The sequence below is a fragment of the Helicobacter sp. MIT 99-5507 genome (genome assembly GCF_003364295.1).
GTDB lineage: Bacteria > Campylobacterota > Campylobacteria > Campylobacterales > Helicobacteraceae > NHYM01.
Genome location: NZ_NXLO01000003.1, coordinates 48907 through 72455, shown reverse-complemented (window position 1 = coordinate 72455; position 23549 = coordinate 48907). Strand labels below are relative to the sequence as shown.

General features: G+C 28.3%; 27 protein-coding genes. 16 read left to right on the top strand and 11 right to left on the bottom strand.

Annotated features, from left to right (window positions below):
* Window positions 1-109: 109 nt before the first annotated feature.
* From era to rplI, 4 genes are read right to left on the bottom strand one after another with little or no spacing between them, the layout of a single operon-like run.
* A complete protein-coding gene (era, locus tag CQA42_RS05090; RefSeq protein ID WP_115583618.1) occupies window positions 110-985 on the bottom strand; it encodes a GTPase Era in 876 nt (291 codons plus the stop codon).
* Window positions 986-1000: 15 nt separating this feature from the next.
* Window positions 1001-2305, bottom strand: a complete 1305-nt coding sequence (hslU, locus tag CQA42_RS05085) for an HslU--HslV peptidase ATPase subunit (RefSeq protein ID WP_115583617.1) — start codon at window positions 2303-2305, stop codon at window positions 1001-1003.
* A 3-nt stretch (window positions 2306-2308) separates the two neighbouring features.
* A complete protein-coding gene (gene hslV / locus CQA42_RS05080; RefSeq protein WP_115583616.1) occupies window positions 2309-2845 on the bottom strand; it encodes an ATP-dependent protease subunit HslV in 537 nt (178 codons plus the stop codon).
* A gap of 22 nt (window positions 2846-2867) precedes the next feature.
* Entirely contained in the window at window positions 2868-3314 is a 447-nt protein-coding gene (gene rplI, locus CQA42_RS05075; protein WP_115583615.1) for a 50S ribosomal protein L9, read from the bottom strand.
* Window positions 3315-3449: 135 nt separating this feature from the next.
* Here rplI and CQA42_RS05070 point away from each other — a divergent pair, with 135 nt between their 5' ends.
* The 5 genes from CQA42_RS05070 to CQA42_RS05050 all read left to right on the top strand — a co-directional run bounded on the left by CQA42_RS05070 (window position 3450) and on the right by CQA42_RS05050 (window position 8756).
* Window positions 3450-4820: a hypothetical protein gene (locus CQA42_RS05070; RefSeq protein ID WP_115583614.1), complete on the top strand. Its 1371-nt coding sequence runs from the start codon at window positions 3450-3452 to the stop codon at window positions 4818-4820.
* Window positions 4821-5423: a penicillin-binding protein activator LpoB gene (gene lpoB / locus CQA42_RS05065; RefSeq protein ID WP_115583613.1), complete on the top strand. Its 603-nt coding sequence runs from the start codon at window positions 4821-4823 to the stop codon at window positions 5421-5423.
* 63 nt (window positions 5424-5486) lie between these two features.
* Complete coding sequence (locus CQA42_RS05060) at window positions 5487-6080, top strand: LPP20 family lipoprotein (RefSeq protein ID WP_115583612.1); 594 nt, start codon at window positions 5487-5489, stop codon at window positions 6078-6080.
* A 3-nt stretch (window positions 6081-6083) separates the two neighbouring features.
* Window positions 6084-6998 (top strand): LPP20 family lipoprotein, encoded by a 915-nt coding sequence (locus CQA42_RS05055; protein ID WP_115583611.1) that lies wholly within the window; start codon window positions 6084-6086, stop codon window positions 6996-6998.
* A 24-nt stretch (window positions 6999-7022) separates the two neighbouring features.
* A complete protein-coding gene (locus tag CQA42_RS05050; protein ID WP_115583610.1) occupies window positions 7023-8756 on the top strand; it encodes a Na/Pi cotransporter family protein in 1734 nt (577 codons plus the stop codon).
* Between the two features lie 85 nt (window positions 8757-8841).
* Here the strand turns inward: CQA42_RS05050 and CQA42_RS05045 are convergent, their stop codons facing one another.
* On the bottom strand, window positions 8842-10029 hold the full coding sequence (locus CQA42_RS05045; protein ID WP_115583609.1) for a multidrug effflux MFS transporter: 1188 nt from the start codon (window positions 10027-10029) through the stop codon (window positions 8842-8844).
* Window positions 10030-10271: 242 nt separating this feature from the next.
* Here CQA42_RS05045 and CQA42_RS05040 point away from each other — a divergent pair, with 242 nt between their 5' ends.
* Window positions 10272-10637 carry a diacylglycerol kinase gene (locus CQA42_RS05040; RefSeq protein ID WP_115583608.1) on the top strand — a complete coding sequence of 122 codons (366 nt, stop codon included), beginning with the start codon at window positions 10272-10274 and terminating at the stop codon, window positions 10635-10637.
* A gap of 122 nt (window positions 10638-10759) precedes the next feature.
* Here CQA42_RS05040 and CQA42_RS08460 read toward each other — a convergent pair whose 3' ends face one another.
* The 6 genes from CQA42_RS08460 to der form a co-directional block, all read right to left on the bottom strand.
* Window positions 10760-10822 (bottom strand): hypothetical protein, encoded by a 63-nt coding sequence (locus CQA42_RS08460; RefSeq protein WP_258865589.1) that lies wholly within the window; start codon window positions 10820-10822, stop codon window positions 10760-10762.
* Between the two features lie 250 nt (window positions 10823-11072).
* Window positions 11073-11153, bottom strand: a complete 81-nt coding sequence (locus tag CQA42_RS08455; RefSeq protein ID WP_258865588.1) for a hypothetical protein — start codon at window positions 11151-11153, stop codon at window positions 11073-11075.
* Window positions 11154-11416: 263 nt separating this feature from the next.
* On the bottom strand, window positions 11417-11851 hold the full coding sequence (locus CQA42_RS05025; protein ID WP_115583607.1) for a PaaI family thioesterase: 435 nt from the start codon (window positions 11849-11851) through the stop codon (window positions 11417-11419).
* A gap of 2 nt (window positions 11852-11853) precedes the next feature.
* Window positions 11854-12735 carry a tRNA 5-methoxyuridine(34)/uridine 5-oxyacetic acid(34) synthase CmoB gene (gene cmoB, locus CQA42_RS05020; protein ID WP_408941440.1) on the bottom strand — a complete coding sequence of 294 codons (882 nt, stop codon included), beginning with the start codon at window positions 12733-12735 and terminating at the stop codon, window positions 11854-11856.
* Window positions 12722-14062 carry a cytochrome c oxidase accessory protein CcoG gene (gene ccoG / locus CQA42_RS05015; RefSeq protein WP_115583606.1) on the bottom strand — a complete coding sequence of 447 codons (1341 nt, stop codon included), beginning with the start codon at window positions 14060-14062 and terminating at the stop codon, window positions 12722-12724. Before ccoG ends, cmoB begins: the two co-directional genes overlap by 14 nt.
* A 98-nt stretch (window positions 14063-14160) precedes the next feature.
* Window positions 14161-15513 carry a ribosome biogenesis GTPase Der gene (gene der, locus CQA42_RS05010; RefSeq protein WP_115583605.1) on the bottom strand — a complete coding sequence of 451 codons (1353 nt, stop codon included), beginning with the start codon at window positions 15511-15513 and terminating at the stop codon, window positions 14161-14163.
* 65 nt (window positions 15514-15578) lie between these two features.
* Here der and CQA42_RS05005 point away from each other — a divergent pair, with 65 nt between their 5' ends.
* From CQA42_RS05005 to CQA42_RS04960, 10 genes are all read left to right on the top strand, one after another.
* Entirely contained in the window at window positions 15579-16046 is a 468-nt protein-coding gene (locus CQA42_RS05005; protein WP_115583604.1) for a hypothetical protein, read from the top strand.
* Window positions 16047-16048: 2 nt separating this feature from the next.
* Entirely contained in the window at window positions 16049-16675 is a 627-nt protein-coding gene (locus CQA42_RS05000; protein WP_115583603.1) for a uracil-DNA glycosylase family protein, read from the top strand.
* Window positions 16676-16700: 25 nt separating this feature from the next.
* Window positions 16701-18005, top strand: coding sequence for a hypothetical protein (locus CQA42_RS04995; RefSeq protein ID WP_115583602.1), 1305 nt, complete (start codon window positions 16701-16703; stop codon window positions 18003-18005).
* 56 nt (window positions 18006-18061) lie between these two features.
* Window positions 18062-18292: a FeoA family protein gene (locus CQA42_RS04990; protein ID WP_181881503.1), complete on the top strand. Its 231-nt coding sequence runs from the start codon at window positions 18062-18064 to the stop codon at window positions 18290-18292.
* Window positions 18293-18303: 11 nt separating this feature from the next.
* A complete protein-coding gene (gene nth, locus CQA42_RS04985; protein WP_408941439.1) occupies window positions 18304-18924 on the top strand; it encodes an endonuclease III in 621 nt (206 codons plus the stop codon).
* Window positions 18925-18934: 10 nt separating this feature from the next.
* The gene (locus tag CQA42_RS04980; protein WP_115583599.1) at window positions 18935-19324 is read left to right on the top strand and encodes a chemotaxis protein CheX; all 390 of its coding nucleotides are present in this window, start codon (window positions 18935-18937) and stop codon (window positions 19322-19324) included.
* Window positions 19325-19339: 15 nt separating this feature from the next.
* On the top strand, window positions 19340-19693 hold the full coding sequence (gene fliN, locus CQA42_RS04975; RefSeq protein WP_115583598.1) for a flagellar motor switch protein FliN: 354 nt from the start codon (window positions 19340-19342) through the stop codon (window positions 19691-19693).
* A gap of 6 nt (window positions 19694-19699) precedes the next feature.
* Window positions 19700-20572 carry a hypothetical protein gene (locus tag CQA42_RS04970; protein ID WP_115583597.1) on the top strand — a complete coding sequence of 291 codons (873 nt, stop codon included), beginning with the start codon at window positions 19700-19702 and terminating at the stop codon, window positions 20570-20572.
* Entirely contained in the window at window positions 20559-21365 is an 807-nt protein-coding gene (locus CQA42_RS04965) for a TonB family protein (protein ID WP_115583596.1), read from the top strand. The genes CQA42_RS04970 and CQA42_RS04965 overlap by 14 nt, the downstream gene beginning before the upstream one ends.
* Window positions 21366-21591: 226 nt before the next feature.
* Window positions 21592-23442 (top strand): ankyrin repeat domain-containing protein, encoded by a 1851-nt coding sequence (locus CQA42_RS04960; RefSeq protein ID WP_115583595.1) that lies wholly within the window; start codon window positions 21592-21594, stop codon window positions 23440-23442.
* Window positions 23443-23549 lie beyond the last annotated feature (107 nt).

Here is a 23549-nt window from a genome sequence, read left to right as displayed (position 1 = left end):
ATTATTTATAACCAAAGCATGACTTGCAGTAACTAATAAAATAGTAATTAGAAGTTTAAACAAAGTTTTCCTTTTATTTTTAGTAAGATTTGTTATATATTTTATAATTTTAAAAATTATATCCTAATTCTTTTAAACTTTTTTTATTTTTACTCCAGCCTTTTTTTACTACGACTTCAAGTTTTAAAAACAATTTTTTACCACTAAATTGCTCTATTTTTTTTCTAGCATTTATTCCTATATTTTTTATTCCTATTCCTTTATTTCCAATAACAATAATTTTTTGACTATCTTTTTCTACTATGATATCAGCATAGATTCTATCACATATCTCATCTTCATAGATTTTTTTTATTATTACATCGCTTTGATATGGAATCTCTTTATTAAGATTATCAAATAATGCTTCTCTTATCTTTTCTTTATAGATTTCTTTTAGATTCTGTGTGCTTATAATCTCTGTATCGTATAGATAAGGGGATTTTGGTAAGTATTGTGTGATTTCATCAAGTAGGGATTCTAGATTTATATTTTTTTTGCTAGAAATTGGTATTAATGCTAGATATTTATCTTTATATTCTTGATATTGTGTGATTTTTTCAAGAATCTTTTCTTTATTTAGAGAGTCTATTTTACTTAAAATTAGTAGATGTTTTTTACCTTTGCTTAATTCTAAAAAATTTTTGTAATAATCAAGATTATCTGTTATTGGTGCTAGAAATATAATCAAATCACAATCATCTATTGCTTTTAGAGATTCTTGTAGCATGAATTGATTGAGTATTTTTTCTTTATTATGTAAGCCAGGTGTATCAACAAATATAATCTGTGCATCATTGCGCATTACTATTATATTCATTCGCTTTCTTGTTGCATTAATCTTATGAGAGACAAGCGCTATTTGCTCGTTGATTAATGTATTTAATAATGTACTTTTACCAGAATTAGGTCTTCCAATAATAGATACAAAACCAGCTTTAGTCACTATAAGATAACCTTATTATAAAATATATCTTGTTGTATCAGCATTTTGTATGATTGAATTTAATTTTTCTTCAATTTCTTTTTGTGTGATATTTATATTTTTATCATCTATATTTGGAGCATCAAAGCTAATATCTTCTAATACTTTTTCAACTATTGTATGAAGTCTCCTTGCTCCAATATCTTCTGTTTTTTCATTTGCAAGAAATGCAAATTTTGCAATTGCCCTTAGTGCATCATCACTAAATTCAAGCTTTATTCCTTCAGTCTCAAGCAATAATTTATATTGCTTGATGATAGAATTTTTTGTTTGTATTAGAATCTTGTATAAATCTTCTTCACTTAAGCTATCTAATTCAACTCTAATTGGGAATCTACCTTGCAATTCAGGTATCAAATCACTAGGTTTGCTAAATGCAAATGCTCCTGCTGCAATAAATAAAATATAATCAGTTTTAATAGAGCCATATTTCGTCTCAACAATACTTCCTTCTACAATAGGAAGCAAATCTCTTTGCACACCTTCTTTGTTTGGATTCTGTTTGCTTTGATTTTGATCTGTTGCAGTTTTATCGATCTCATCGATAAAAATTATTCCACTTTCTTCAGCCCTTTTTAGTGCTTCTGTTTTTATTTCATCAATATTTGTTATATTTTCTATTGCTTCATTTTTTAGCAATTCTTTGGCTTCTTTTACGCTTGTTTTTATTTTTTTTGTTTTTTGTTGTTTTGGAAGTAATTCAATAATTCCAATATTTGGTAGAGGCAGTGGATTTAGCGGTGCTTCTATGATTTCTATCTCAACTTCTAAGTGATCAACAGAACCATCTTTTACTTTTTTTGTCATTTTATCAAATGATATTTTGTATTCTTCTTTTTTTGTTTCATTTGCAGTATTTGGAAGTGGTGGAATGATGCTTTTTACAATCTTATCAATAATATATGAATCTATTTTATCTGTATTTTTATCTCTATATTCATTTTTTACCAAGTTCATTGATGCATTTACTAAATCTCTTACCATAGATTCTACATCTCTTCCAACAAATCCAACTTCTGTATATTTTGAGGCTTCAACTTTGATAAAAGGAAGTCCTAGTATTTTTGCCATTCTTCTGCTTATTTCTGTTTTACCAACTCCGGTATTTCCTATCATTAGTATATTTTTTGGCACTATTTCTTCTTGTATATCTTTTGGTAGTTGCATCCTTCTATATCTATTTCTTAATGCAATCGCAATAGCCTTTTTTGCTTTATCTTGACCTATGATGTATTCATCAAGATATTCAACTATTTCTTTTGGTGTTTTATTATCAGTCATATTTTAGTTTATCTCCAATAATTTGATATTTGTATTTGTATAAATGCAAAGCTCCCCTGCAATTTTTAAAGATTGTTCTACTAAGATTCTCTCATCGATATTTTCAATATTCCTATCAAGCGCTCTTGCCGCAGATAAAGCATAATTTCCACCACTTCCAATTGCAGCGATTTTCCCATCTTCTGGCTCTACTACATCACCAGAGCCACTTAAGATATATATATTTGTTTTATTTAAGACAATCATCATTGCTTCTAGTTTTCTTAAATATTTATCTTTTCTCCATTCTTTGCTAAAGTCTATCACAGAACGTTCAAGATCGCCCCTTTTATTTTCTAGAATCTTCTCAAACATATCAAATAGACTAAAAGCATCAGCGGTGCTTCCTGCAAATCCACTTAGTATTTTTCCATCATATAATGATCTAATTTTTGTAGCATTACCTTTTAATATGCAATTTCCAAATGTAACTTGCCCATCTCCACCAATTACGGCTTTATTTTTTCCTTTGTATGCAAGTATAGTCGTAGCTTCAAACATAATTTATCCTACCTTTTAAAAATTATTGTGCTTGAATATCGACTTTACATATTGCATGCAAACCAAATCCTAGCTTTAAATCAATCTCATATATTCCAGTGCTTTTTATTGGAGTTTTTAAATCAAGTGCTTTTTTATCGATATCTATATTATGGGATTCTTTAAAAGCTTGTGCTATTTCTTCTTTTGTGATTGCTCCATACAAAGAGCCATTAGCACCAGTTTTTCTAGTTAATACAAGTGTTAGACTTTTTAATTTATCTGCTAATTGTTTTAATTCTTCTATCAATGCAGCTTCTTTTTCTTTTTTTATTTTTTCTTCTTTTTTGTATCTATTGATAGTTTCATTTGTTGCGACTTGAGCCATTCCTTTTGCTATTAAAAAATTTTTACCATATCCATCTTTTACTTCGCATATATCGCCAGCTTTTCCTAATGATTTTACTTCTTTTAGCAATAAAACTTTCATTATTTTTTCCTAAATTTTAAAGTTTTGTATAGATTGTTTTAATATCCAATTCAATAATTTTTAGTTTATAATTTGTTTTATATTCTATCAAAAATAATTTAAAGATTGATATTTTATTAAGGTAATTTATTTACTATGGGTTTTAAATATTTAGATTGTATTTTTATTGTTTTTATTTGTATTTTTTTCAATGCATGTGCCTCTATGGGCGATATAGAAAAACTAGATACATTATATTATCAAAATAACAATCTAGCAGATTCTTATAATTATTCACAAAAATATGTTAAAGATGATTTTCTTTGGGCGCTGCAGAGTGGAATCCTTGGATTTCAAATGGGTGATTTTCAAAATAGTATTGATAGCTTTAATATGGCAGAAGTTTATTTTGAGATTAATTCACAAGAAAATGTATTTCAAAACGCATTTAAAACTATTATATCGGTATTAGTTAGCAATGGTATGTTTAAATATTATGGTAATTTATATGAAGCTACATTTATTAATTATTATAAAGCATTGAATTTTATGATGCTTAAAGATTATGCATCATCTAGAGTTGAGTTTAATCGTGCAAATGATAGACAAAGAAGGTCAAAAGAGTTTTTTGCTAGTAGAATAAATCAGATTCAAGATACAATAAACAATAGCAATATGGAAAATATTAACGATATAAAGACGCTTCAATCTATGGATTCTATATACAACGCACAATACAAGAATCTAGATAGATTTAAAGCATATGATGGATATATAAATCCAATGGTAAGCTATGTATCAGGAATCTTTTTTTTATTGCAAAATGATTTTAATAAAGCAAATGATTTATTAAAAGAATCTTATGCAGTCAGTGGAGAAAGCAGAATCTTAGATGATATTTTGTTATTAAATAACAGAAAGGAAAATATAGATACAAAAAAATATACTTGGATATTTATAGAGGATGGACAAAGTCCAAAAAAATATGAAATGCGTCTTAATGTGCCATTATTTTTGCCAGATGATATTATATATTTTAATATTGCTTTACCTAAGTTAGATTCTGGGAAAATCTTTCATTATAAATATTATATAAGCTTAGATTCTAAAGATTCTATCAATAGCTTTGAATTATTAAATATAGAATCTATGGTTTCAAATGAATTTAGTATAGAAATACCATATATTATCATAACATCATTAATTTCATCAACATACAAAGCTTATTTACAATCAATCTTAAATAAAAATCTTGGTCTAATTGGCAGTATAGGCGGAATGCTCTTTAGCTCGATTAGCGCAAATGCTGATATTAGAAATTCTAGAATCTTGCCACTTAGATTCTTGGCAATTAGAGTAGAAAATAAAGAACAAGTATTTAAACTATTTGGTGATAGAAAAATGTTATATAGTTTTATGCTTGATAATGATTGTAAAGAATTGTGTTTAAATAGGGATAATATTGTTTATATTAGAGTTATGCAAAATGGTATAATTAGCATTTTAACTCATAGCATAGGAGGTTAAATGAAGTATCTTTTTACACTAATTTGTATTATATTTGTTGGTTGTCATACAAAAACACAATATATAGAATTGGATCAATCTAAAGAATATACAACCACAGGTCTTGATTATCATGATATAGCAAATGCAGCAGAACAAAGTGTAAAATCGTTATTATCTAGTGGATATGCAAAAAGATTAGATTCAAGTAAGCCAAAGGTGCTTGTAATATCTGATGTGTTAAATGATACAATGCAGATGATTAATACAGAGCAATTAACTAGGAAAATAACACGAGATTTGCGAAATAGTGGAAAATTTATTTTGACATTAGCACTTAGTAGTAATGGATCTAGCAAAGATCCCATGATTGATATATCAAGAGAAGCTAGGGATAATGCAGAGTTTAATCAATACACTACAATAGAGCAAGGTGAGTTAATAGCTCCAGAGTTGTCATTATCTGGAAGGATTGTGCAAAAAAACGCAAGAGTATCTTCATCAGAGCAAAGAATAGATTATTATTTTTTATTAACATTAGTTGATTTAAAAAGCGGTCTTGTTTTGTGGGATGATGAGGTAAATATCATAAAGTTAGGTAGCAATAAAAGTGTTGCATGGTAAAACTATGTGGCATTTTAATATTTAACAAAGTATAATTTTAAATTTCAAAAATAAGGATATATTATGAAAATGATTTCACTAAAGAAAGTATCATTTATTTTAGGGTTTATGATGATTATTGCGGGTTGTTCATCAAAATATGGACTTGGTGAGGGTGCAAGTAGCATAACAGAAGCAGCACTAAAGGCAAATAATTTATTAGATGCACCATCTTGGATTTTAAATGGTGGTAGAGAAGGTCTTAGTGCTATTGGTTCGGCAGATATTACTAAAGCAGGATTACAATTTGCAAGAAATGAAGCTTTAGCTATGGCTAGAGATGAGCTATCTAGAATGATTTCAACTAAAGTCGAAGGATTAGTAAGCAGTGCAGTTAGTCAATCTGTAGGAAATAATGCATATGATTCTATTGTTGAGAAATATAGCGAGCAAATCACAAGACAAATTGTATCTCAAAGTCTAGTTGGCTCAAAGCAAATGGATACTTGGATTTCACCAGATGGAAAGCAAATTTATGTATTAGTTGAGCAAGATGAAACACTGTCAGATAAGATTCAAAAAAGCATAATACAAAATATCTCAAAAGACAACAATATGCCGGTTCAAAAAGATAAGTTTTTAGATGCACTTAATAAAGCATTAAGCAATGGTTTCTAAACTATGAATTTAATAAAGGCTTTAGTATTCTTTAGTTTTTTTATTATATCTTGTAGTAGTGTTACACAATATCCTAGCTGGTATTTATCAACCAATAAAGATTCTAGCTATTTATATGGAGTTGGGTCATCAAATAATCTACAAGATGCAAAGTTTGAAGCACTCAATGATATAGCTTCTCAAATATCACTAAGTATAGAATCTGATATTAATATATCAAAAGAGCAAAAAAATGAGAATCTTTCTAATGTAATAAATAGCAATATTGGTGTTAATGTAGGAGATATAGAGCTAGATAGCTTAGAATATCCGTTAGTTGAAGAGATAGATAAGGTATTTTTCGTCCAAGCAAGGATAAAAAAAGATATAATTATCTCAAAACTTAATTCAAATATTAATTTTTATGTAACTGATATTAATAATATTTTAAATTCTATTAAATCTTCTATGTGCAGGACTTTATCACCAAAACATAAGCATAATCTTTCTTTATTTATGTCAAAGATTGATTTATATAGCAAGCAAATAAAAGCATTAGGTGGTGTTGTATCAAATCAAGCATTAATTGATTCTGTAAATCAAGTATTGCAAAATCAACCAACAGCTTATTATGCTTCATTTGTCCAAGGTGGAAAAGGTGATGATTATTCATTGATAGAGGCATCTTTACTTAATGAATATAATAAATTTTTTGATATACAAAGCAAAGATTCTAAAATATATTACATAGAGAATAGATATAACATCACACGCACTATTAGTTCAGTTGGTATAAAGTTTTATTCAAATATTAAAGATTGTAGCAATAATATAATTTTTAGCACTTCAATTGATGTAGATTCTAAAGATATTAATCTAGCAATAGATAGATTTAAGGCTCAACTATATAAAAAAATTCAAACTTGGGTTGAGAGTTAATAAAATAGGTAAAAAGGGCTTATAGTGAATAAGATATTGATCCCAATATCTGTTGTTGTATTGTGTTTTATATTTTATAAATTCCAAAGTAGCATAGAAATTGTCTCTGGTGTAGCTATCTTTTTATTTGGTATGTTTATCATGGAAGATGGCTTTAAAATGCTTAGTGATGGCTTTTTGGAAACTATGATGAAAAAAGTTACTAGCAATACATTTAATAGTATATTATTTGGTGCTATATCTACAACAGTTATGCAATCAAGCACACTTATATCATTATTTTCAATTTCATTTGTTTCTGCTGGAATTATTTCATTATTACAGGGTATTGGCATTATATTTGGCTCAAATCTAGGAAATAGCACGGGTGCATGGATCATTGCAAGTATTGGCAATAAAGCTAATATTTCTGCCTTTGCTTTACCAATTATCGCATTTGGTGTTATTTTTTTATTCCAAAAAACAAAAAAGATAAAAGGTGCAGGATATGTTCTTGCTGGAATAGGATTTATTTTTTTAGGTATTGCATATATCAAACTTGGCTTTGATGCTTATTCAAATACATTTGACTTTAGCAAATATAGTGTTGATGGCTTAAAAGGAATGGCTATTTTTACATTTATTGGACTTCTTGCAACACTTATTATGCAATCAACTCATGCAAGCTTAGTCTTGATTATTGCAGCACTAAGTGTAAATCAAATAACACTTGATAATGCTATGGCTTTAACAATCGGTGCTCAACTAGGAAGTAGTATCACAACAGGACTTGGGGCTCTTAATGCAAGCATTGATGGTAAGAGATTGGCTGTAGCACATATACTCTTTAACCTAACTACGGCACTTGTTGCGGTATTTTTTTCAAATCAAATTATATGGCTTGTAGAAATTATTGCTTCATTATTTGGTATTGTAAATTTGAGTTTTAAACTTGCTATATTCCATACTTTATTTAATATTATTGGCATAGCTTTAATGCTCCCAGTTTTATCAAAATTTGTTTATTATTTGACAAAATTTATTTCTAAAAGAACGCAAGATTCTATAAATAATCCTATTTATTTAGATAATTCCAAGATAAACTATGCAAATGCCTCTATTGATGCCATAAAAAATGAAACAAAGCATTTATATGACAATGCATTAAGCATAATTGTGCATAGTATAGGATTTGACAGAGGGCAGATTCGCTCATTTGAACCAATAGAAAAATTGATACAAGATAAGACTATGTTAAAAGATGATATTGATATTGATACTTTGTATGAAGAGAAAATAAAATTATTATCTAATGCAATTATGGAATTTACAACAAAAGCAAAAGCTTATATAAGTGATGAAAAACAGATAAAAGAAGTCTTTAGATTGCAAATTGCAGCAAAAAATATCCTAGAAGCCACAAAGCATATGCGTCTTATTCAAAAAAATCTACAAAAATACTCATTACATCCACACCAGCCTTTAAGTAATGAATATGACAATATGCGCTCCATGATGGCATATTTGCTAAGAAGTATAGAGGAATTAAGAATTGCATCTTTTGATGATAATTCATTAGCTTTGAAGAAGATTGTAAAATTTAAAAAATCATTTGATTATGATGACCTTGATATATTAAACAAGATTGATTTGCTCATATCACAAAAATCAATAAGCATTTCACAAGGCACTTCTATGTTAAATGACTTATCATTTATGCGAAGTATTGCATTAAAGCTTGTTGAGGCTATAGGCTATCTCTATGATATAGAAATGTAATTTAGAATGTTTTAACGACTTTCTTTTTTAATCTATATCTTAAACAAAGTATATTTACTAAGATTTAAAAAAAGTTTTGGATTTATTATTTTTTGAATCCAAAATATAAGGCATTTGCCACGATAACGCAACCACTCATCACAATTGCTAAGATTAAAGGCGTGTTTGCATCTATTGCACCTACCACAAAAGAGATAAATCCAGCCAAAGCAAATTGCACAAATCCAAGCAAAGCAGATGCTGTTCCTGAATGATCTTTGAATCTTGCCATCGCTAAAGTAGTAGTATTTGGTGCAATAAAGCCCAGCATAGATAAGCTTATAAATAAAGAGATTTCAAAAAACCAAAAATTTGGTTCTAAAAAAGAATCAATAAGCAAGATTGACATAGCAATAAGATTCATAAAAAGTGAAACTGCTAATATTTTTTCTGGGTTGATTTTTCTAACCAATCTAGCACTAAAATATGCACAAGTAGAAAAGCCAAGAGAATTTATCCCAAATAATATGCCATATTCTTGCTCATTTAGTCCAAAAATCTTTGTAAAAACAAAGCTTGAACCTGTAATATAAGCAAACATAGCAGATAGAGCAAATCCAGCAACAAAGCTATAAACTAAAAATGCTTTATCGCTTAGCACGGCTTTATAACCATCAATAATCTCTTTTTGAGAGAATTTTTTATTTTGTTTTGGCATACTTTCTTTCATGCCAAACAATACCATCAAAAATATAACAATACCAAGTAAAAATAATGCGCTAAATATATGATGCCAAGAAAAATATTTTAGCACGATTCCTCCAAAAGTAGGGGAAAGCATAGGGGCAAGCGAACTGCAAACCATCATTAAAGCAAAGATTCCAGCAGCTTCTTTAAACTCAAATGTATCATTAATAATTGCCCTTGCAATTACCACACCAGCACAACCACCTAACGCTTCAAAGAATCTTAGGATAATAAAGCTATGAATATTATCAACTAGCATACATCCAAGGCTTGAACTAAGGAAAATTAATAATCCTATTAATACAGGTTTTTTACGTCCAAAAATATCACTAAGAGGTCCATAAAGTAACTGCCCACAAGCAAAAGCAACAAAAAAGCTAGTGAGGCTTAGCTGTATTAGAAAAGGTGTTGTTTTAAAACTATTTTCAATATTTGATAAAGCAGGTAAATACATATCAGTAGAGAGTGGGGCTATACTTGAGAGTGTGGCTAGGATGATAACTAGCTTGATTTTAGCAAAGCCTTTTATTTGTGATTTTTTCTGCATATCTGGAATCCTTAAAGTGATTAATGTATGAATTAGCTTATGAGAGAATCTTATCTTGCCATTATATCACAATATTGGCTAATTAGATTTATTATCATCTTGTTTAATATAGCTAGATACAATATCTTTGTATGTGTAGAATCTAATAGATTTATAAAAGACTTTATAAAATTTGCTAATAGATTGTTATAATTTTTAAGATTCTAATAAAGACTAAAAGATTTTATCAAGGAAATAAAGCAATGAAGCCAAAATACAATTTTTTAAATAATACAAAATATGCTTTTAGTGGAATCTATTATATGCTAAAGATGGAATCTTCTTTTAGGATAGAATTGTGTGTAATAATCCCTGCTTTTATACTTTCTTTTTTTCTTCCTGTTTCCATGATAGAACATATCGCGCTTGTAGCAGTTTTGTTTGTCATTTTGATTGTTGAGTGTATCAACTCTGCAATAGAATCTTGTATAGATTTAATTACAGATAAATTCCATAAGCAAGCAAAAATTGCTAAAGATTGTGCCTCTTGTGCTGTATTTTTTAGTATTTGTTTGGCAGTTTTTATTTGGGTTATTATTTTGTGTAAATTGATTTTAAAATTTTTTTAATACAAAGTTTTGATTTTATTCCTTTGGTAGTGGCTAAAATCCAAAACCAAAGGCTAGAAAAAAGATTCTAAACTTTATTTATCCTATAAGTTTAAGTGCGATTGTTGAGCCTAAAATTAGGCTTAGAAAAAAAGTTTGCTTAGCTTTTTACTTTCTTTAAAAAAGATTATTCCAACAATGACAATCCCACCTAAACCAATTCCAGTCCAAATCGCATAAGCTACTCCAAGTGGAATCTCTTACATCACAATAGAAAGCGAGCTAAAAGAAAGCATAAACAAAAAGGCAATAATTCATGTGAGAGATTATCTGCTATCCCTTTTTCGTCATTATCTTCTTTGCTAACAATTTTTAGCCCAATTACTCCAATAAGAAGAATACATATAAAGATAATCTTTATTACATCAAATGGTTGTTTAAAAATGAGAATCTCACTTAATACCACACCAACCTGCCAAGCCCCACAAAAACAGAATAACCTATACTTACTTCAATCTTTTTTACAGCAATGAGCATAAGACTAAAAGAAGCTATTATAGTTCCTGCTCATGGAGTGCGAAAGTATCAGCATATTTTAGCCCGCTTACCCAAATCCACTCAATCATTGAGCCAAGAAGCAATGCTCCCCATGCCATATTTTACTCACTTGTATTTTCATACATTTCCTTTTATAAGAAAAAATAAGCTTGCAATAATATCAAAGGCTTTAAATAGAATCAGCATAAATATTTATTAGAATTTGTTTAGATTCTTGCTTTGTTTTTTAAAATATTTGTATTTTATTTTAGGTTTTTAAAATCAATTTTAAACATGCTTTTATCAAAAACAATTATATGAAATATCGCATCAAATACTTTTATATTGTATAAAAAGCCTTCCACGGCTACTTCTCTTTTTTTTGTGTCACCTTGCAGGGCATTGCCTTTGAATGTAACCTCACTATTTAATTCTATTGGTGATAGGAATTTTGTTTCTGCATATATAATCATCGAATTTGCTTCATTTACCGCACTCATAGCACAAAAAGATGCAGCATTAAATATAAATCCATGATGGATTAGCATATTATCATCCATTATCATAGATTCTGTTGGAATGAATTTTACTTCAGCTTTATTTTTTGTTTGTTTTATGATTTCTCCACATAAGTCTCTATTTATTTTTTTGCATACTTTTTGTTCGTCATTTGGTTGAAATAATTCATTATTATCCATATTTACCCTTTTGCTTTAAGATAGATTCTCTTTGGTGCTTGGTATCCTTCTATAGTTTTTGCTGGATTATTTTTATCTAAAAAGGATTCTAGGCTCTCTCCGTTTATCCACTCTGTTTTTCTTTGCTCATTTAGATTGGTTTTTTTTGTAGCAATAATTTCTATATCTTTAAAATTAGCTCGCTCTAGCCAATTTCTTAATGCACTAATACTTGGTATAAAATATACATTTTTCATCTTTGCATAACTAAGAGGGCTTAGGGCTATTGGTTTTATAGAATCTATTATAAGACAATCAAGGATTAATTCGCCATTTAGATTCAATGCTTGTTTTAGAATCTTTAGGCAATCAATCGGATTTGTCCTGTGATAAAGGACACCAAGACACAATATCGTATCAAATTTTATATCATAGTGGGTTAAATCCTGTATCCCTAGCATTTCAAATTTTATTTTGCTATCAATAAAATGATTTATAAAATCAAATTGACAAAAACAATGCGCACTCGGGTCAAAACCAATGATTTTTTTTGGATTTAATTCAAGCATCCTAAACATATAATATCCATTATTGCACCCAATATCAGCTACGATTTTATTATTTATATTTAGATGATTTTTGATTATATTGTATTTTATGGAGCTATTCCATTCACTATTTATAAGATTATCAAATATTTGAAATGGTCCTTTTCTCCATGGTTTTAGTTCATAAGCAAGATTTATAATATCTTCTTTATATTCTATATCGCTAGATTCTATTTTGATTATATCATCTATGGTTATATTGTATTTATCTTTTGGCATAGAGGCTATTTTATGCCTTAAGGAGGCTATATTTTTTGCCTCTAATTTTTGTTTTATAGTAATTCTATTTTTGTGGATATACAAAGATACTCTTTTGTATAATTTTTATATTTTCATCATCAACTGCATATGCCTCAATTGTAATTGGTATGATTTTATCGCTAGATTCTGTATTGTGATTTTCTAAAGTGTATAAATATACTCTTTTTCGCATTTTTTTACCCGCTTTTATCTCAAAACCTTCTTTTGGTAGTCTTATTTTTATATCATCATTATCTAGGATTCTAAAATAAAATGTATGCGCTTTATTATCTGTGTTTTGAAATAACATCAAATAGTGATTTTCTATTTCGCCATTTTCTAGAATCTTATAGCTTTCAGTTGAGCGATTGATATTAAGTAGCATTGTAGATTTATTTAATGATAGAGATACTGCAATAGATAGCGCAATGAGTAAAACTAATATATATCCTATTGTTTTTCCTCTAAAGTATTTTATTTTTGAGTTATTATCTATGCTATTTATACTGCTCCATCTAATAAGTGATACTTTATTTAATTTTTCCATCACGCTACTGCAAGCATCAGCACATTCAAGGCAGTTTATGCACTCAAGTTGAAGTCCTTTTCTTATATCAATATGTGTTGGGCATACTCTCACGCATTTATGACAACTTATGCACTCTCCATTAATTTCATTTTTGCTTAAAGCTATACCATTATTGTCATAGATTTTTGAGCCACGTTTTGTGTCATAGATAATAGTTTTTGTGTCATTGTCATATAAAACAGATTGCACTCTGCAATAAGGGCATACATAAATACAAAAATTTTCTTGAACAAAAATGATTTCTAGCGTAAGAAATGTGGTAATCGCGATGATAAAGCCTAGTAATATTTTGTGATTATTAAAATCACTAAGATAAGCAAAAAAATCGCTTGGTGGCACAAAATAAAATAAAAAATTTGATGCAGCAATAAATGACAAAATTGCCCAAATAAAAATTCCTATAGCTTTTTTTATCTTATTTTGAAATGAGCTTAAATCAGGCTGTTTTTGTTTATTTTCAATTGATTTTCTTAAACCTAGAATCTTTGTTTCAATAATATCTCTATAAATTACTCTAAAAATTGTATGCGGACAAGCCCAGCCACACCATGCACGACCTGCTAAGGTTGTAAGTAAAAAAATACCAACAAAAAGCATAATAAGCAAAAATGGCATTAAATATAATTCTTGCATATCAAAAACAACACCTAATATATGGAGTTGTTTTTTATCAAATGATAGTAAGAAAACTTGATTTCCATTGATGTTTATAAATGGCAATCCCATTATAATAATTGTTGTAATGATATACATTATATATCGTTTTTGTCTAAAATAAATATTTAAATCTTTCATCTCTAACTCTTTTTTTACAACTATATTTGTAGATTATTCTACAGATTACTTAAAAATTTAATAATTTTTACAAAGAATTTTATCACTTTAAAATATTTTTAAGATTCCACTACGGATTCTGGCTTGTTTTCTTTGTCATTAAACTTTGATGATTTTGCTTTAGGGCTTATTAAAATTGGACTACCCTTAAAATTAAATGATTTTCTTAAATAATTTATCAAATATCTTTTATAACTAAAATGCAAGGATTTTGGTTTATTCATCACTAATACAATTTCAGGCGGTGCATTTCTTATTTGTGTGGCATAATAAATTTTTACCATTTTCCCTTTATCGCTTGGAATAGGATGTCTTATCGTTGCATCTTTTATTGTAGAATTAAGCAATGCTGTTGGTATTCGCCTATTATAATTTTCATAAACTTCTAAAATCATATCTTTAATATCATTTATATGTCTTTTATTTGTAGCACTTGCAGTGATAATTGGCGCATAGCTTAGATATGCAAATTTTCTTTTTATTTCTTTTTGTATTTCTTGAAATTCACTATATCTTATATCCCATTTATTTAAAACGATGATAATTCCTAGATTGTATTTATCACTAAGTCCGCTTATCTTTTCATCTAAATCTACAAATGGCATTGAGCTATCGAGTATAAGCAAAACGATATTGCTAATTTCAAGAATCTTTTTTGTCCTATCTAGTGCGTATTTTTCTATACCCTCGATTTTTGATCTCTGCCTTATACCTGCTGTATCAACAAAATTTAGAATCTTATCTTTGTATTCTATTTTGTCATCTACTGGATCTATGGTAGTGCCTGCAATATCGCTTACAACTGAACGTTCTTTATTTAGTAAAGCATTTAAAATCGAGCTTTTGCCTACATTTACTCTACCAATGATGCCAATATTTATAATTTTATTAGAATCTTGTATGCAATCTTCTAGTATTGGGTCTTGATTTATTGCATTGTTTAGCTTTTGTGATACAAACTCTTTTAAACTATGCAATCCTTTATTATGCAAACTAGATATAAAAAATATATTTTTTGTGCCAAAGATTCCATATTCCCATGTATTTAGTCCATCTTTTTTCTTATCAATTTTATTGATGACTAATGTGGCATTTTTTAGTTTTCTAAAAAGTTTTATATCATAATCATCAATTCCTTGGCTTCCATCTATGACATAAAGCACTATATCATTATCATTAACAAAGGATAAAACCTTTTGCTTAATATCAATAAAAAAACCCTCTTCTTTTTGCACTATCCCTGCAGTATCACACAATAATGCTTCTATATCATTTATGATAATTGATTTAATATTTATATCTCTTGTTGTTCCGCTTATATCAGAAGTAATCGCGATTCTCTCTTTAAAAAAGCAATTAAACAACGAGCTTTTACCGACATTTGGTTTGCCTAGTATGATGATTTTATTCATATCTTTACTTTATCTTTATCTTAAATTATTTAGAATCATACCAAAACATTATCATTTGGTTATATATGAGATTTATTTTTAGTTTGTTTTTTGTGTCTATTTGTCTATATGGACTTGATTTTGATTTTGAAGTTGAAAATATATATCATTTAAATCAAAATGATTTTAGTGTAGAAAATGGAATCTTAAATATAAAACACATAAACAATAGAGATTATAACCAATCCAATAAAAGCATCACAACAAAAGATAGCAAAGTCGTAGTAGGCAAGAATCTTAAATTTTATTATCATACAAATAGATTTATAGATTTCAAAGAGGAATTGATAGAATTAGAAAATATAGATGAATATTATAGGGCAAATGTTGGAGACAAAGTGTTTAAAGATTGTTTTATCATAATAAAATTCATAGAATCCAAAAAAATGAATACAAAATCAAATGCTATTCTCTTAGATATTTCTAGTTTAGATTCTAATGCTTCCAAGAGAGCGTATTTTGCTTGTTTAAAAAGCAATAATTATATTTATTAGATATGTTAGTAAAAGCATTATTATTAAAACAACTCTATATTCGGCGACTTATAGGCGAAAATTATTGTGAAAATATTGATATAAATTTAAAAAAAGATGCGATATTTAAATCAAGTAATTTAGATGATGTGATAAAAAATTGCCATTTATGTGATTTATCAAAAGCTTCAAAAGAAAAGATTCTAGGTTTAAGTGGTGGAGTAAATAGTATAGTTTTTGTTACATTAAAGCCAATATTGCCATTTAGCGCAAGTGAGATAATGATAAAAAATATAGCAAAAAATGTATTTAATGAAGATTCTTATAGTTCATTTTCTATGATAAAATGCAATACAAATGTAAATATCACTGATAAATATATGTATATATGCAAAGAATATCTAAAATCACAAATAGATGCACTCAATCCAAGAATTATTATTTTATTTGGTGAAATTGTAGCTAGGCATATTTTGCAAACAGAAGAAAAACTAGAAAACCTAAGAGGCAGAATCTTAGAGAGCAAAAATCTTTTAAATAAGCAAAAGGATTTTATAGTAACATACGCTATCAATGATTTGCTAAAAAATCCATCATTAAAACCTCTTGCATTTGATGATTTTAAAATAGCAAAGGAATTTTTAAAATAATCATTTAAAATTTAAGGTGTATATAATGAAAGCTAGAATCTTATTATTGTTCCCATTATTTTTATTTTCAGAGCTATTCTCGCAAGAGAGTATTTTTTCAGATATCCCATCTGCTAGCATTGAAGTGATAGATATAAATCCAGAATTTTGTGATGATAAATGCTTATTTCAATTAAGTGAGGAGAAAAAGCCTTTCTCATTTGTAGCTAGATTTAATAGAGATATTATAAAAGATAGTGAGTTGCATAACTTAATGGAGATATACTCAAATAATATAGGGATTTATTATAAGCTTAGATTTAATCCACTTGGGAAAAGTCTTGAAGTGGCACTTTTGATGCCAAAAAAAATCATTGGCAAATATTCTACCACGACTATTGATACTATTCTTGCTTATTTATTTTCAAGAGATATAGATTTTAGATTTAAGATTTTTGATAGTTTAAATGAGGATTATGCTTCGCTTGTTAAAAGTGTAGAAGAAATAAATAATGAGCAGTTTCATTTTGTAATAGCTATTTTATCTAACAAAGATTCTATAAGCGCCCTAGATTCTATTAATGTGCCAATTTATATCCCTACAATGACAAATAAAGATTTGAGAGCAAAATCAAATATCGTATTTGGTGGAATTGATTATGAATCTCAAATCAATGTTTTGATGAGCAAAATAGATGAAGACAAGAGCGATGATAATAGCAGTAGTGAAAATAGCAATAAATCTATGATTCCAAGTCAAACTAGTGAAAACAAAGGTCATGGTGCAGTTATTAGCTATAATGATGATAGCTCTCTTGGGCAATATCTTGGTGAAATTGTAAAATCGCTAAATCCACCAATCTTTTTTGAAGAAGTTATCACAAACAAAATGGCAGCAAATTTTTCAAAGAATATCGAAGCAAATCAAGATATTTTATCTAATAGCAATATATTTTTAAATACACCAATTGTAAAGTCTGGATTACTTTTATCACAGCTTGATGTATCAAATAAAAAGCCCTCTAGGATTCTATCTACACAAGTAAATTATAATCCAGTTTTATTATCTCTTGTAAGAGGAAATGATACAAGCAATGTAATCATTGCAAATTCTATTAGTAAGACAGAAGAAAAATTAGTTGAATATGGAATATTATTATCAAGTGATTTGCAATATGATTGGGTGAATTACTCAACAGCACTTGGCATGGATTTGTTTTTGAGTGATATGTCAAGTGAATTTAGCAGATATTTTGTAGAATCTTTTAGCAAGAATCAAGCCATTTATAATATAAATTTATACAAAATAGAAAATGGAAACTTTGTAAATTTTGTTGATGATGTGGAATAAATATTGTTTTGTAGTAGTATAATAACCATTCTTATTTTATATAAAAGGAATTGACTTTGACTCTAGCAGATATAAAACAAGATAAAACTTATCTTATAAATAAAATCAATACAGATGATAATATATTAAGAGAAAGATTTGTTGCACTAGGTATTTGTGTGGGCACTTCTGTGCGTTTGCTTGAACGTTCAATCGATAGGGCTACAATAGCAATTATGACAAATAATACAAGAATAGCTTTGCGTGTGAGTGAGGCTAGAGAGGTTAGCATTAGGGAGATTGCTTGACAAAGAAAGATATATATAAAAACATAGAATCTATTTTTGTTGATAAATATAAAAATGCAAAAACAGAATTAAAATACAATAATTTATATGAATTATTAATTTGTGTTATTTTATCAGCACAATGCACCGATAAACGCGTAAATCTAATCACTCCAGCTTTATTTAAAAAATATCCAGATGTGCAAGCTTTATCAAATGCTTCACTTGATGATGTAAAAAAGCTTATTTCTACTTGCTCATTTTTTAATAATAAAGCAAAAAATATAATCAATCTTGCAAAGGCAGTAATAAGCGAATTTGATGGCAAGATTCCGCTAAATAGAGATAAATTAAAATCACTATCAGGGGTTGGTCAAAAGACTGCAAATGTTGTTTTGTTAGAATACAATAATGAGAATCTTATGGCAGTTGATACGCATGTATTTAGAGTATCACATCGTTTAGGTTTAAGTAAAGCAAAAAATGTAGAAAATACAGAAAAAGATTTAAATAAAATATTTAAACAAAACAGGCATATTTTGCATCAAGGTTTTGTATTGTTTGGTAGGTATATTTGTAAAGCATTAAATCCTCAATGTTTTGATTGTTTTGTTTATGATTTTTGTTCGTATAAAGATAAATTAAAAAAATAAAGGGTAATTTGTGGAAATATTGCAAAAAGCACTTTTATGCGCTATAAAAGACACTCTTAATGTTTCTATGATAGAAGATAAGATTCCTTTAAAGAGGGCATTTGTATCAAAAATAAGATTGGATTCTAGGACTTTTTATATTGCTACAAATAAAGCATTGTTATTAAAATTTGCTCTTGATTTTTTAAATGAAGAAAACCCAAGCAATGATACTTTGATTGATATTTCAAAAGAAATGGCAAATATAGCTATTGGTAAAGCAAAAGTATTATATGAGGAAAGTGGTATTGTTTTAAAGCTTGGGATTCCAGAATTTATTGGAAATAAAATAATTAATAATTACAATAAATGTATTGGATATAAAAGTCAAAATATGCGATGTAGTATATATGAAATTTAATATTTGGAGGAGCATATGGCTAAAGATGATATCTTAGATGATAGATTGGTGCATAATCCAAAGGATATTGAATTAGCAAAATATCTTCAAGAGATGATGGAGAATTATTCAGGTCTTCTTGATATGGATATCACTTTTAAATCCGAGTTAGGCAGGACAAAAGTAAGTATTGCAGAGATTTTAAAATTTGATAAAGGAACCGTTATTGATTTGCAAAAACCAGCAGGAGAGAGTGTAGAGGTATTTGTAAATGATAGAATAATTGGCAAGGGTGAAGTAATGGTGTATGAAAAAAGCCTTGCAATTAGGATAAATGAAATCTTAGATTCTAATGCAATAATTTATTATCTAACAAAAGACAAATCATAGATATAAATGCGATTTTTATTTTGCTTATTTATTCCATTATTTTTATATTCATTGGGTGTAAAAGACTTTACTATAACTTCAGATGATAAAAAAATAGAAATTATATTTTTGTTAGATTCTGCTTTTAATAGTAGCGTTTCAAGAAAATCTTCTAATACATTTGGTGCTATTATCCTAGAAAATACAATCTTTAATCAAAAAAAAATAACAGAACACACAAATCTAATAAAAAGAGTTGAGATTTTTCAACAAAATGATGATTTATATATCGTATTTGCAGAGAATGATTTTGATTTAAAATATTCTATTGATGTGCTTAATTCAAATAGAATCTTAAAAGTTGTTGTTGCTAAAAATGAAAGCATCTTTTCAAACTTGATTACAAATACAACAGCACAGCACGAGGGGCTTGAAAGTGCAATTAGTGCGATAAAAAATAATTCTAGTATATCTAATAATTATATCACTACAAAATCTCCATTAGAGCTAGAGACTTGGAGATATGTCGCTGTTATTATGGTATTATCCGCATTGCTTATTACATTGATTATTGTAAAGAAAAAAATGCAAATAAAAAATAAGGAATTTTCTTATTTTAAAAATACAAATAAATTAGATGATACTTCTTTGATAAATTTACCTATTAACAATGGTTTAGGTGTTAGTAAAATAATAAATATAGATTCAAAAAATAAAATCGTGGTGCTTGATAGAAAAGAGTATAAATATTTATTATTTGTAGGCGAACATAATAGTTTTATAATTGATAGAATCCAAAATGACGAATTTGACGAGGATATTAGCTTTAGCAAACTTTTAGAGATGAAAGAAGCAAGACTGCCATCTATCATAAAAGATTATAAACATGAAACGAAATAGGGTATTTTTAATTGCATTGATTGTTTCTATAATCCTGCATATTGCTACCTTTCTTTTCTTTTCTTTTCTTTTTGCCAAGGTTGATGATAAAATAAATGAGGATAAAAAAGTAAAGCTTGCTTTTAAAAGAGGTGGAGACATAGCCAAAAGCGATAGCACACTAAAAGAAAATACACCCATAACAAAACCTCCACTTCCACCGATACAATCACAACCTGCGCAAAATCCACAGCCAATGCCAGCAGAAAATAAAAATTTAAAACAAGAAAATAGTAAGCCAAAAGATTCTCAAGAAATAAAAGAGCAAACTTTGCCTAGAAGCTATGATCTCTCTAAACTCGAAGTATTTGATAAAAATATCAATTCAAGTATTCAACAAAGTCAAAGAGCCAATAGCATACAAGCAGATATTGCAAGAAAATTGCAAAATATTCCACAAGAGACGCAAAATGAAATAATGCAACTTTATGGAGATGAGCTTGGAGATTATGGCGAAGCAGAACAAGATTTTATTATCAATAATTTAAGAGATATTGGGCGGATTACTCAATATTATCTAAGCAAAAGAGGTTATCCGCCAGATGCAGGATATTTAGGACAACAAGGGACTAATGCTGTTGAGTTTTATTTGTATCCAAATGGTGATATTAGTGACTTAAAAATAATACAAGATTCTAGATCTATGATACTTGATAAAAATACTATGACTATAATACAAATAGCCTACAAAGACTATCCACATCCAACAACAAAAACAAAAATTAGAATATTTGTGAAATATTATATTTGGTAGTTTTTGTTAGCGTCATATATGCAGAATCTCAAATCCCGCCAAGCTCCTTTTTTAGCTCATCTTTAAATTGCATTTCTTTATTTTCTGTAAATACAAAGCATTTAAAAGATACAATAGAATCCTTTAAACTTTTAAGATAGTATTAAATTGATATTTGGAATCATATCCATTTTTAAAATATTCTAAAAATTTTAATTACCATATATTTTCTCAAGGAGTATTATTTATGATTAGGCTACCAAGTTTATTTTTTGTTGCTTTTATAGCTGTTTTTAGTCATGCTTTTGATATTTTTGAAGCAATAGAAAATAATTCTACACAAGATGTAAGAACTGCAATTGACAATGGTGTAGATGTCAATATAAAAGACAAAGATGGAATGACCCCATTGATACATGCAATATTTGAAAATGATTTAGATATAGCCGAGTTATTGCTAGATTCCGGTGCAGATGCTAATCTTGTTGCACCGGAATTGCCTATATTTATAGCTATTTCATTGGGCAATGTTGATATGGTTGAGATGTTGATAGATAAGGGTGCAGTATGGCAAGATATAAGAGATTCTAATGGCAAAACGCCTTTGATGATTGCATCTTTGCTTGATTCTTCGGATATGTTTGAATATATTCTTAGATTAGGTAGTGATATTAATGCACAAGATAATGAGGGTAGAAATGCATTGATGTATGCTTGCGATGCTCAAAAAAATAAACATGTTTTATTGCTAATAGCTTCTGGTATAGATGTAAATGCAGTTGATTATCATGGCAATACGGCACTTATGTTTGCGGTAGTAGATACTCCAAATAGTGAAACAATAGTAAAAATGTTACTTGATGCTGGAGCAGATAAAAATATAGAAAATAGTGATGGTGATACTGCACTTGATATCGCAAAACAAAATAATGCAAGTAAAGTTATTGCTTTGCTTTCTAAAGATTCTAATGGTGCAACTAATAAACACGCAAACAATGACATAGATATAGATGATTTACCTACTTTTTATGAAATCATTAGAAGTGGTGATTATAAAACTTTTAATCAATACATAAAACTTGGTGTTGATATAAATGGTAGAGCAAATGGTGATGATACTCCACTTATTGTTGCAGCAGCAAATGGACAATTACAAATGACAAAAGATTTAGTTTCACTTGGTGCTGATATTGAAGCTCAAAATGATATTAGTGCTACTCCATTAGTCCTTGCTTCTTTTCATGGATATAAAGAAATAGTGAAGTTTTTATTAGATTCTGGTGCAGATGTAAATGCAGTTGGCAAAGAAGATAATTGGAGTGCATTAATGTCTGCTGCTTCAAATGGCGATGTTGAAATTGCACAAATGTTACTTGATGCTGGAGCAGATAAAAATATAGAAAATAGTGATGGTGATATTGCACTTGATATCGCAAAAAGAGATGGTAGCACTAAAGTAGTAGAATTATTATCAGATGGTAAGGTTCAATCAAGTTTCAATAAAGAATCTTTTAGATCGGCTGTTATTAATGGAGATTTAGAGACATTAAAACAATTTTTAGATGATGGAGTAGATGTAGATACTCTTATACATTATGATGATGCAAATAGCACACCTCTTCTTGTTGCAAGCCAGCTTGGTTATGTGAATTTAGTAGAATTATTAATTGATAGAAAAGCAAATCTTGATTTTATAAATAATAATGGTGATAGCCCACTTATCATGGCTGCATACAAAGGTAAAAAATGGGTAGTCTCTTTATTAATAGAAGCTGGTGCAAAAATAGACATAAGAGATAGAGCATCATCTGCTACGCCGCTAATGATTGCATCATATCAAAATTATTATGACATTGTTGATATGCTAATAGATTCCAAAGCAGATATAAATGCAGTTGATATGGAGGGTTGGACTTCTTTGATGTCTGCTGCTGCAGCTGGAAATTTGGATATTATAGAATTACTAATAGATTCTGCTGCAGATGTAAATTTGGTAAATGGCGATGGCGATTCTGCACTTGATATCGCAAAAGATAAAGCATATGATATGATAAAAAATGCAGGTGGCAAGCCAGCTAGAGAGATATCTAGATTCTAAGAATCTAGATATTGATAACTTCTTCTTTTATAGAAAAAATAAATTTAACTCCAAAATATTACAAATAATATTTTTTTAGTGCATAAGTAAAAAAGTATTTAGAATAA

Excerpts from the sequence above, each read along its gene's own strand:
- CQA42_RS05045 (WP_115583609.1), bottom strand. The coding sequence starts at position 10,029 with ATGCAGAAAAAATCACAAATAAAAGGCTTTGCTAAAATCAAGCTAGTT.
- CQA42_RS05005 (WP_115583604.1), top strand. The coding sequence starts at position 15,579 with ATGAGATTTATTTTTAGTTTGTTTTTTGTGTCTATTTGTCTATATGGA.
- ccoG (WP_115583606.1), bottom strand. The coding sequence starts at position 14,062 with ATGAAAGATTTAAATATTTATTTTAGACAAAAACGATATATAATGTAT.
- CQA42_RS04965 (WP_115583596.1), top strand. The coding sequence starts at position 20,559 with ATGAAACGAAATAGGGTATTTTTAATTGCATTGATTGTTTCTATAATC.
- lpoB (WP_115583613.1), top strand. The coding sequence starts at position 4,821 with ATGAAGTATCTTTTTACACTAATTTGTATTATATTTGTTGGTTGTCAT.
- fliN (WP_115583598.1), top strand. The coding sequence starts at position 19,340 with ATGGCTAAAGATGATATCTTAGATGATAGATTGGTGCATAATCCAAAG.
- CQA42_RS08455 (WP_258865588.1), bottom strand. The coding sequence starts at position 11,153 with ATGCTCATTGCTGTAAAAAAGATTGAAGTAAGTATAGGTTATTCTGTT.
- rplI (WP_115583615.1), bottom strand. The coding sequence starts at position 3,314 with ATGAAAGTTTTATTGCTAAAAGAAGTAAAATCATTAGGAAAAGCTGGC.
- CQA42_RS04995 (WP_115583602.1), top strand. The coding sequence starts at position 16,701 with ATGAAAGCTAGAATCTTATTATTGTTCCCATTATTTTTATTTTCAGAG.
- hslU (WP_115583617.1), bottom strand. The coding sequence starts at position 2,305 with ATGACTGATAATAAAACACCAAAAGAAATAGTTGAATATCTTGATGAA.
- CQA42_RS04970 (WP_115583597.1), top strand. The coding sequence starts at position 19,700 with ATGCGATTTTTATTTTGCTTATTTATTCCATTATTTTTATATTCATTG.
- hslV (WP_115583616.1), bottom strand. The coding sequence starts at position 2,845 with ATGTTTGAAGCTACGACTATACTTGCATACAAAGGAAAAAATAAAGCC.
- CQA42_RS05055 (WP_115583611.1), top strand. The coding sequence starts at position 6,084 with ATGAATTTAATAAAGGCTTTAGTATTCTTTAGTTTTTTTATTATATCT.
- der (WP_115583605.1), bottom strand. The coding sequence starts at position 15,513 with ATGAATAAAATCATCATACTAGGCAAACCAAATGTCGGTAAAAGCTCG.
- CQA42_RS05060 (WP_115583612.1), top strand. The coding sequence starts at position 5,487 with ATGAAAATGATTTCACTAAAGAAAGTATCATTTATTTTAGGGTTTATG.
- CQA42_RS05070 (WP_115583614.1), top strand. The coding sequence starts at position 3,450 with ATGGGTTTTAAATATTTAGATTGTATTTTTATTGTTTTTATTTGTATT.
- CQA42_RS05040 (WP_115583608.1), top strand. The coding sequence starts at position 10,272 with ATGAAGCCAAAATACAATTTTTTAAATAATACAAAATATGCTTTTAGT.
- CQA42_RS05000 (WP_115583603.1), top strand. The coding sequence starts at position 16,049 with ATGTTAGTAAAAGCATTATTATTAAAACAACTCTATATTCGGCGACTT.
- CQA42_RS04960 (WP_115583595.1), top strand. The coding sequence starts at position 21,592 with ATGATTAGGCTACCAAGTTTATTTTTTGTTGCTTTTATAGCTGTTTTT.
- CQA42_RS05025 (WP_115583607.1), bottom strand. The coding sequence starts at position 11,851 with ATGGATAATAATGAATTATTTCAACCAAATGACGAACAAAAAGTATGC.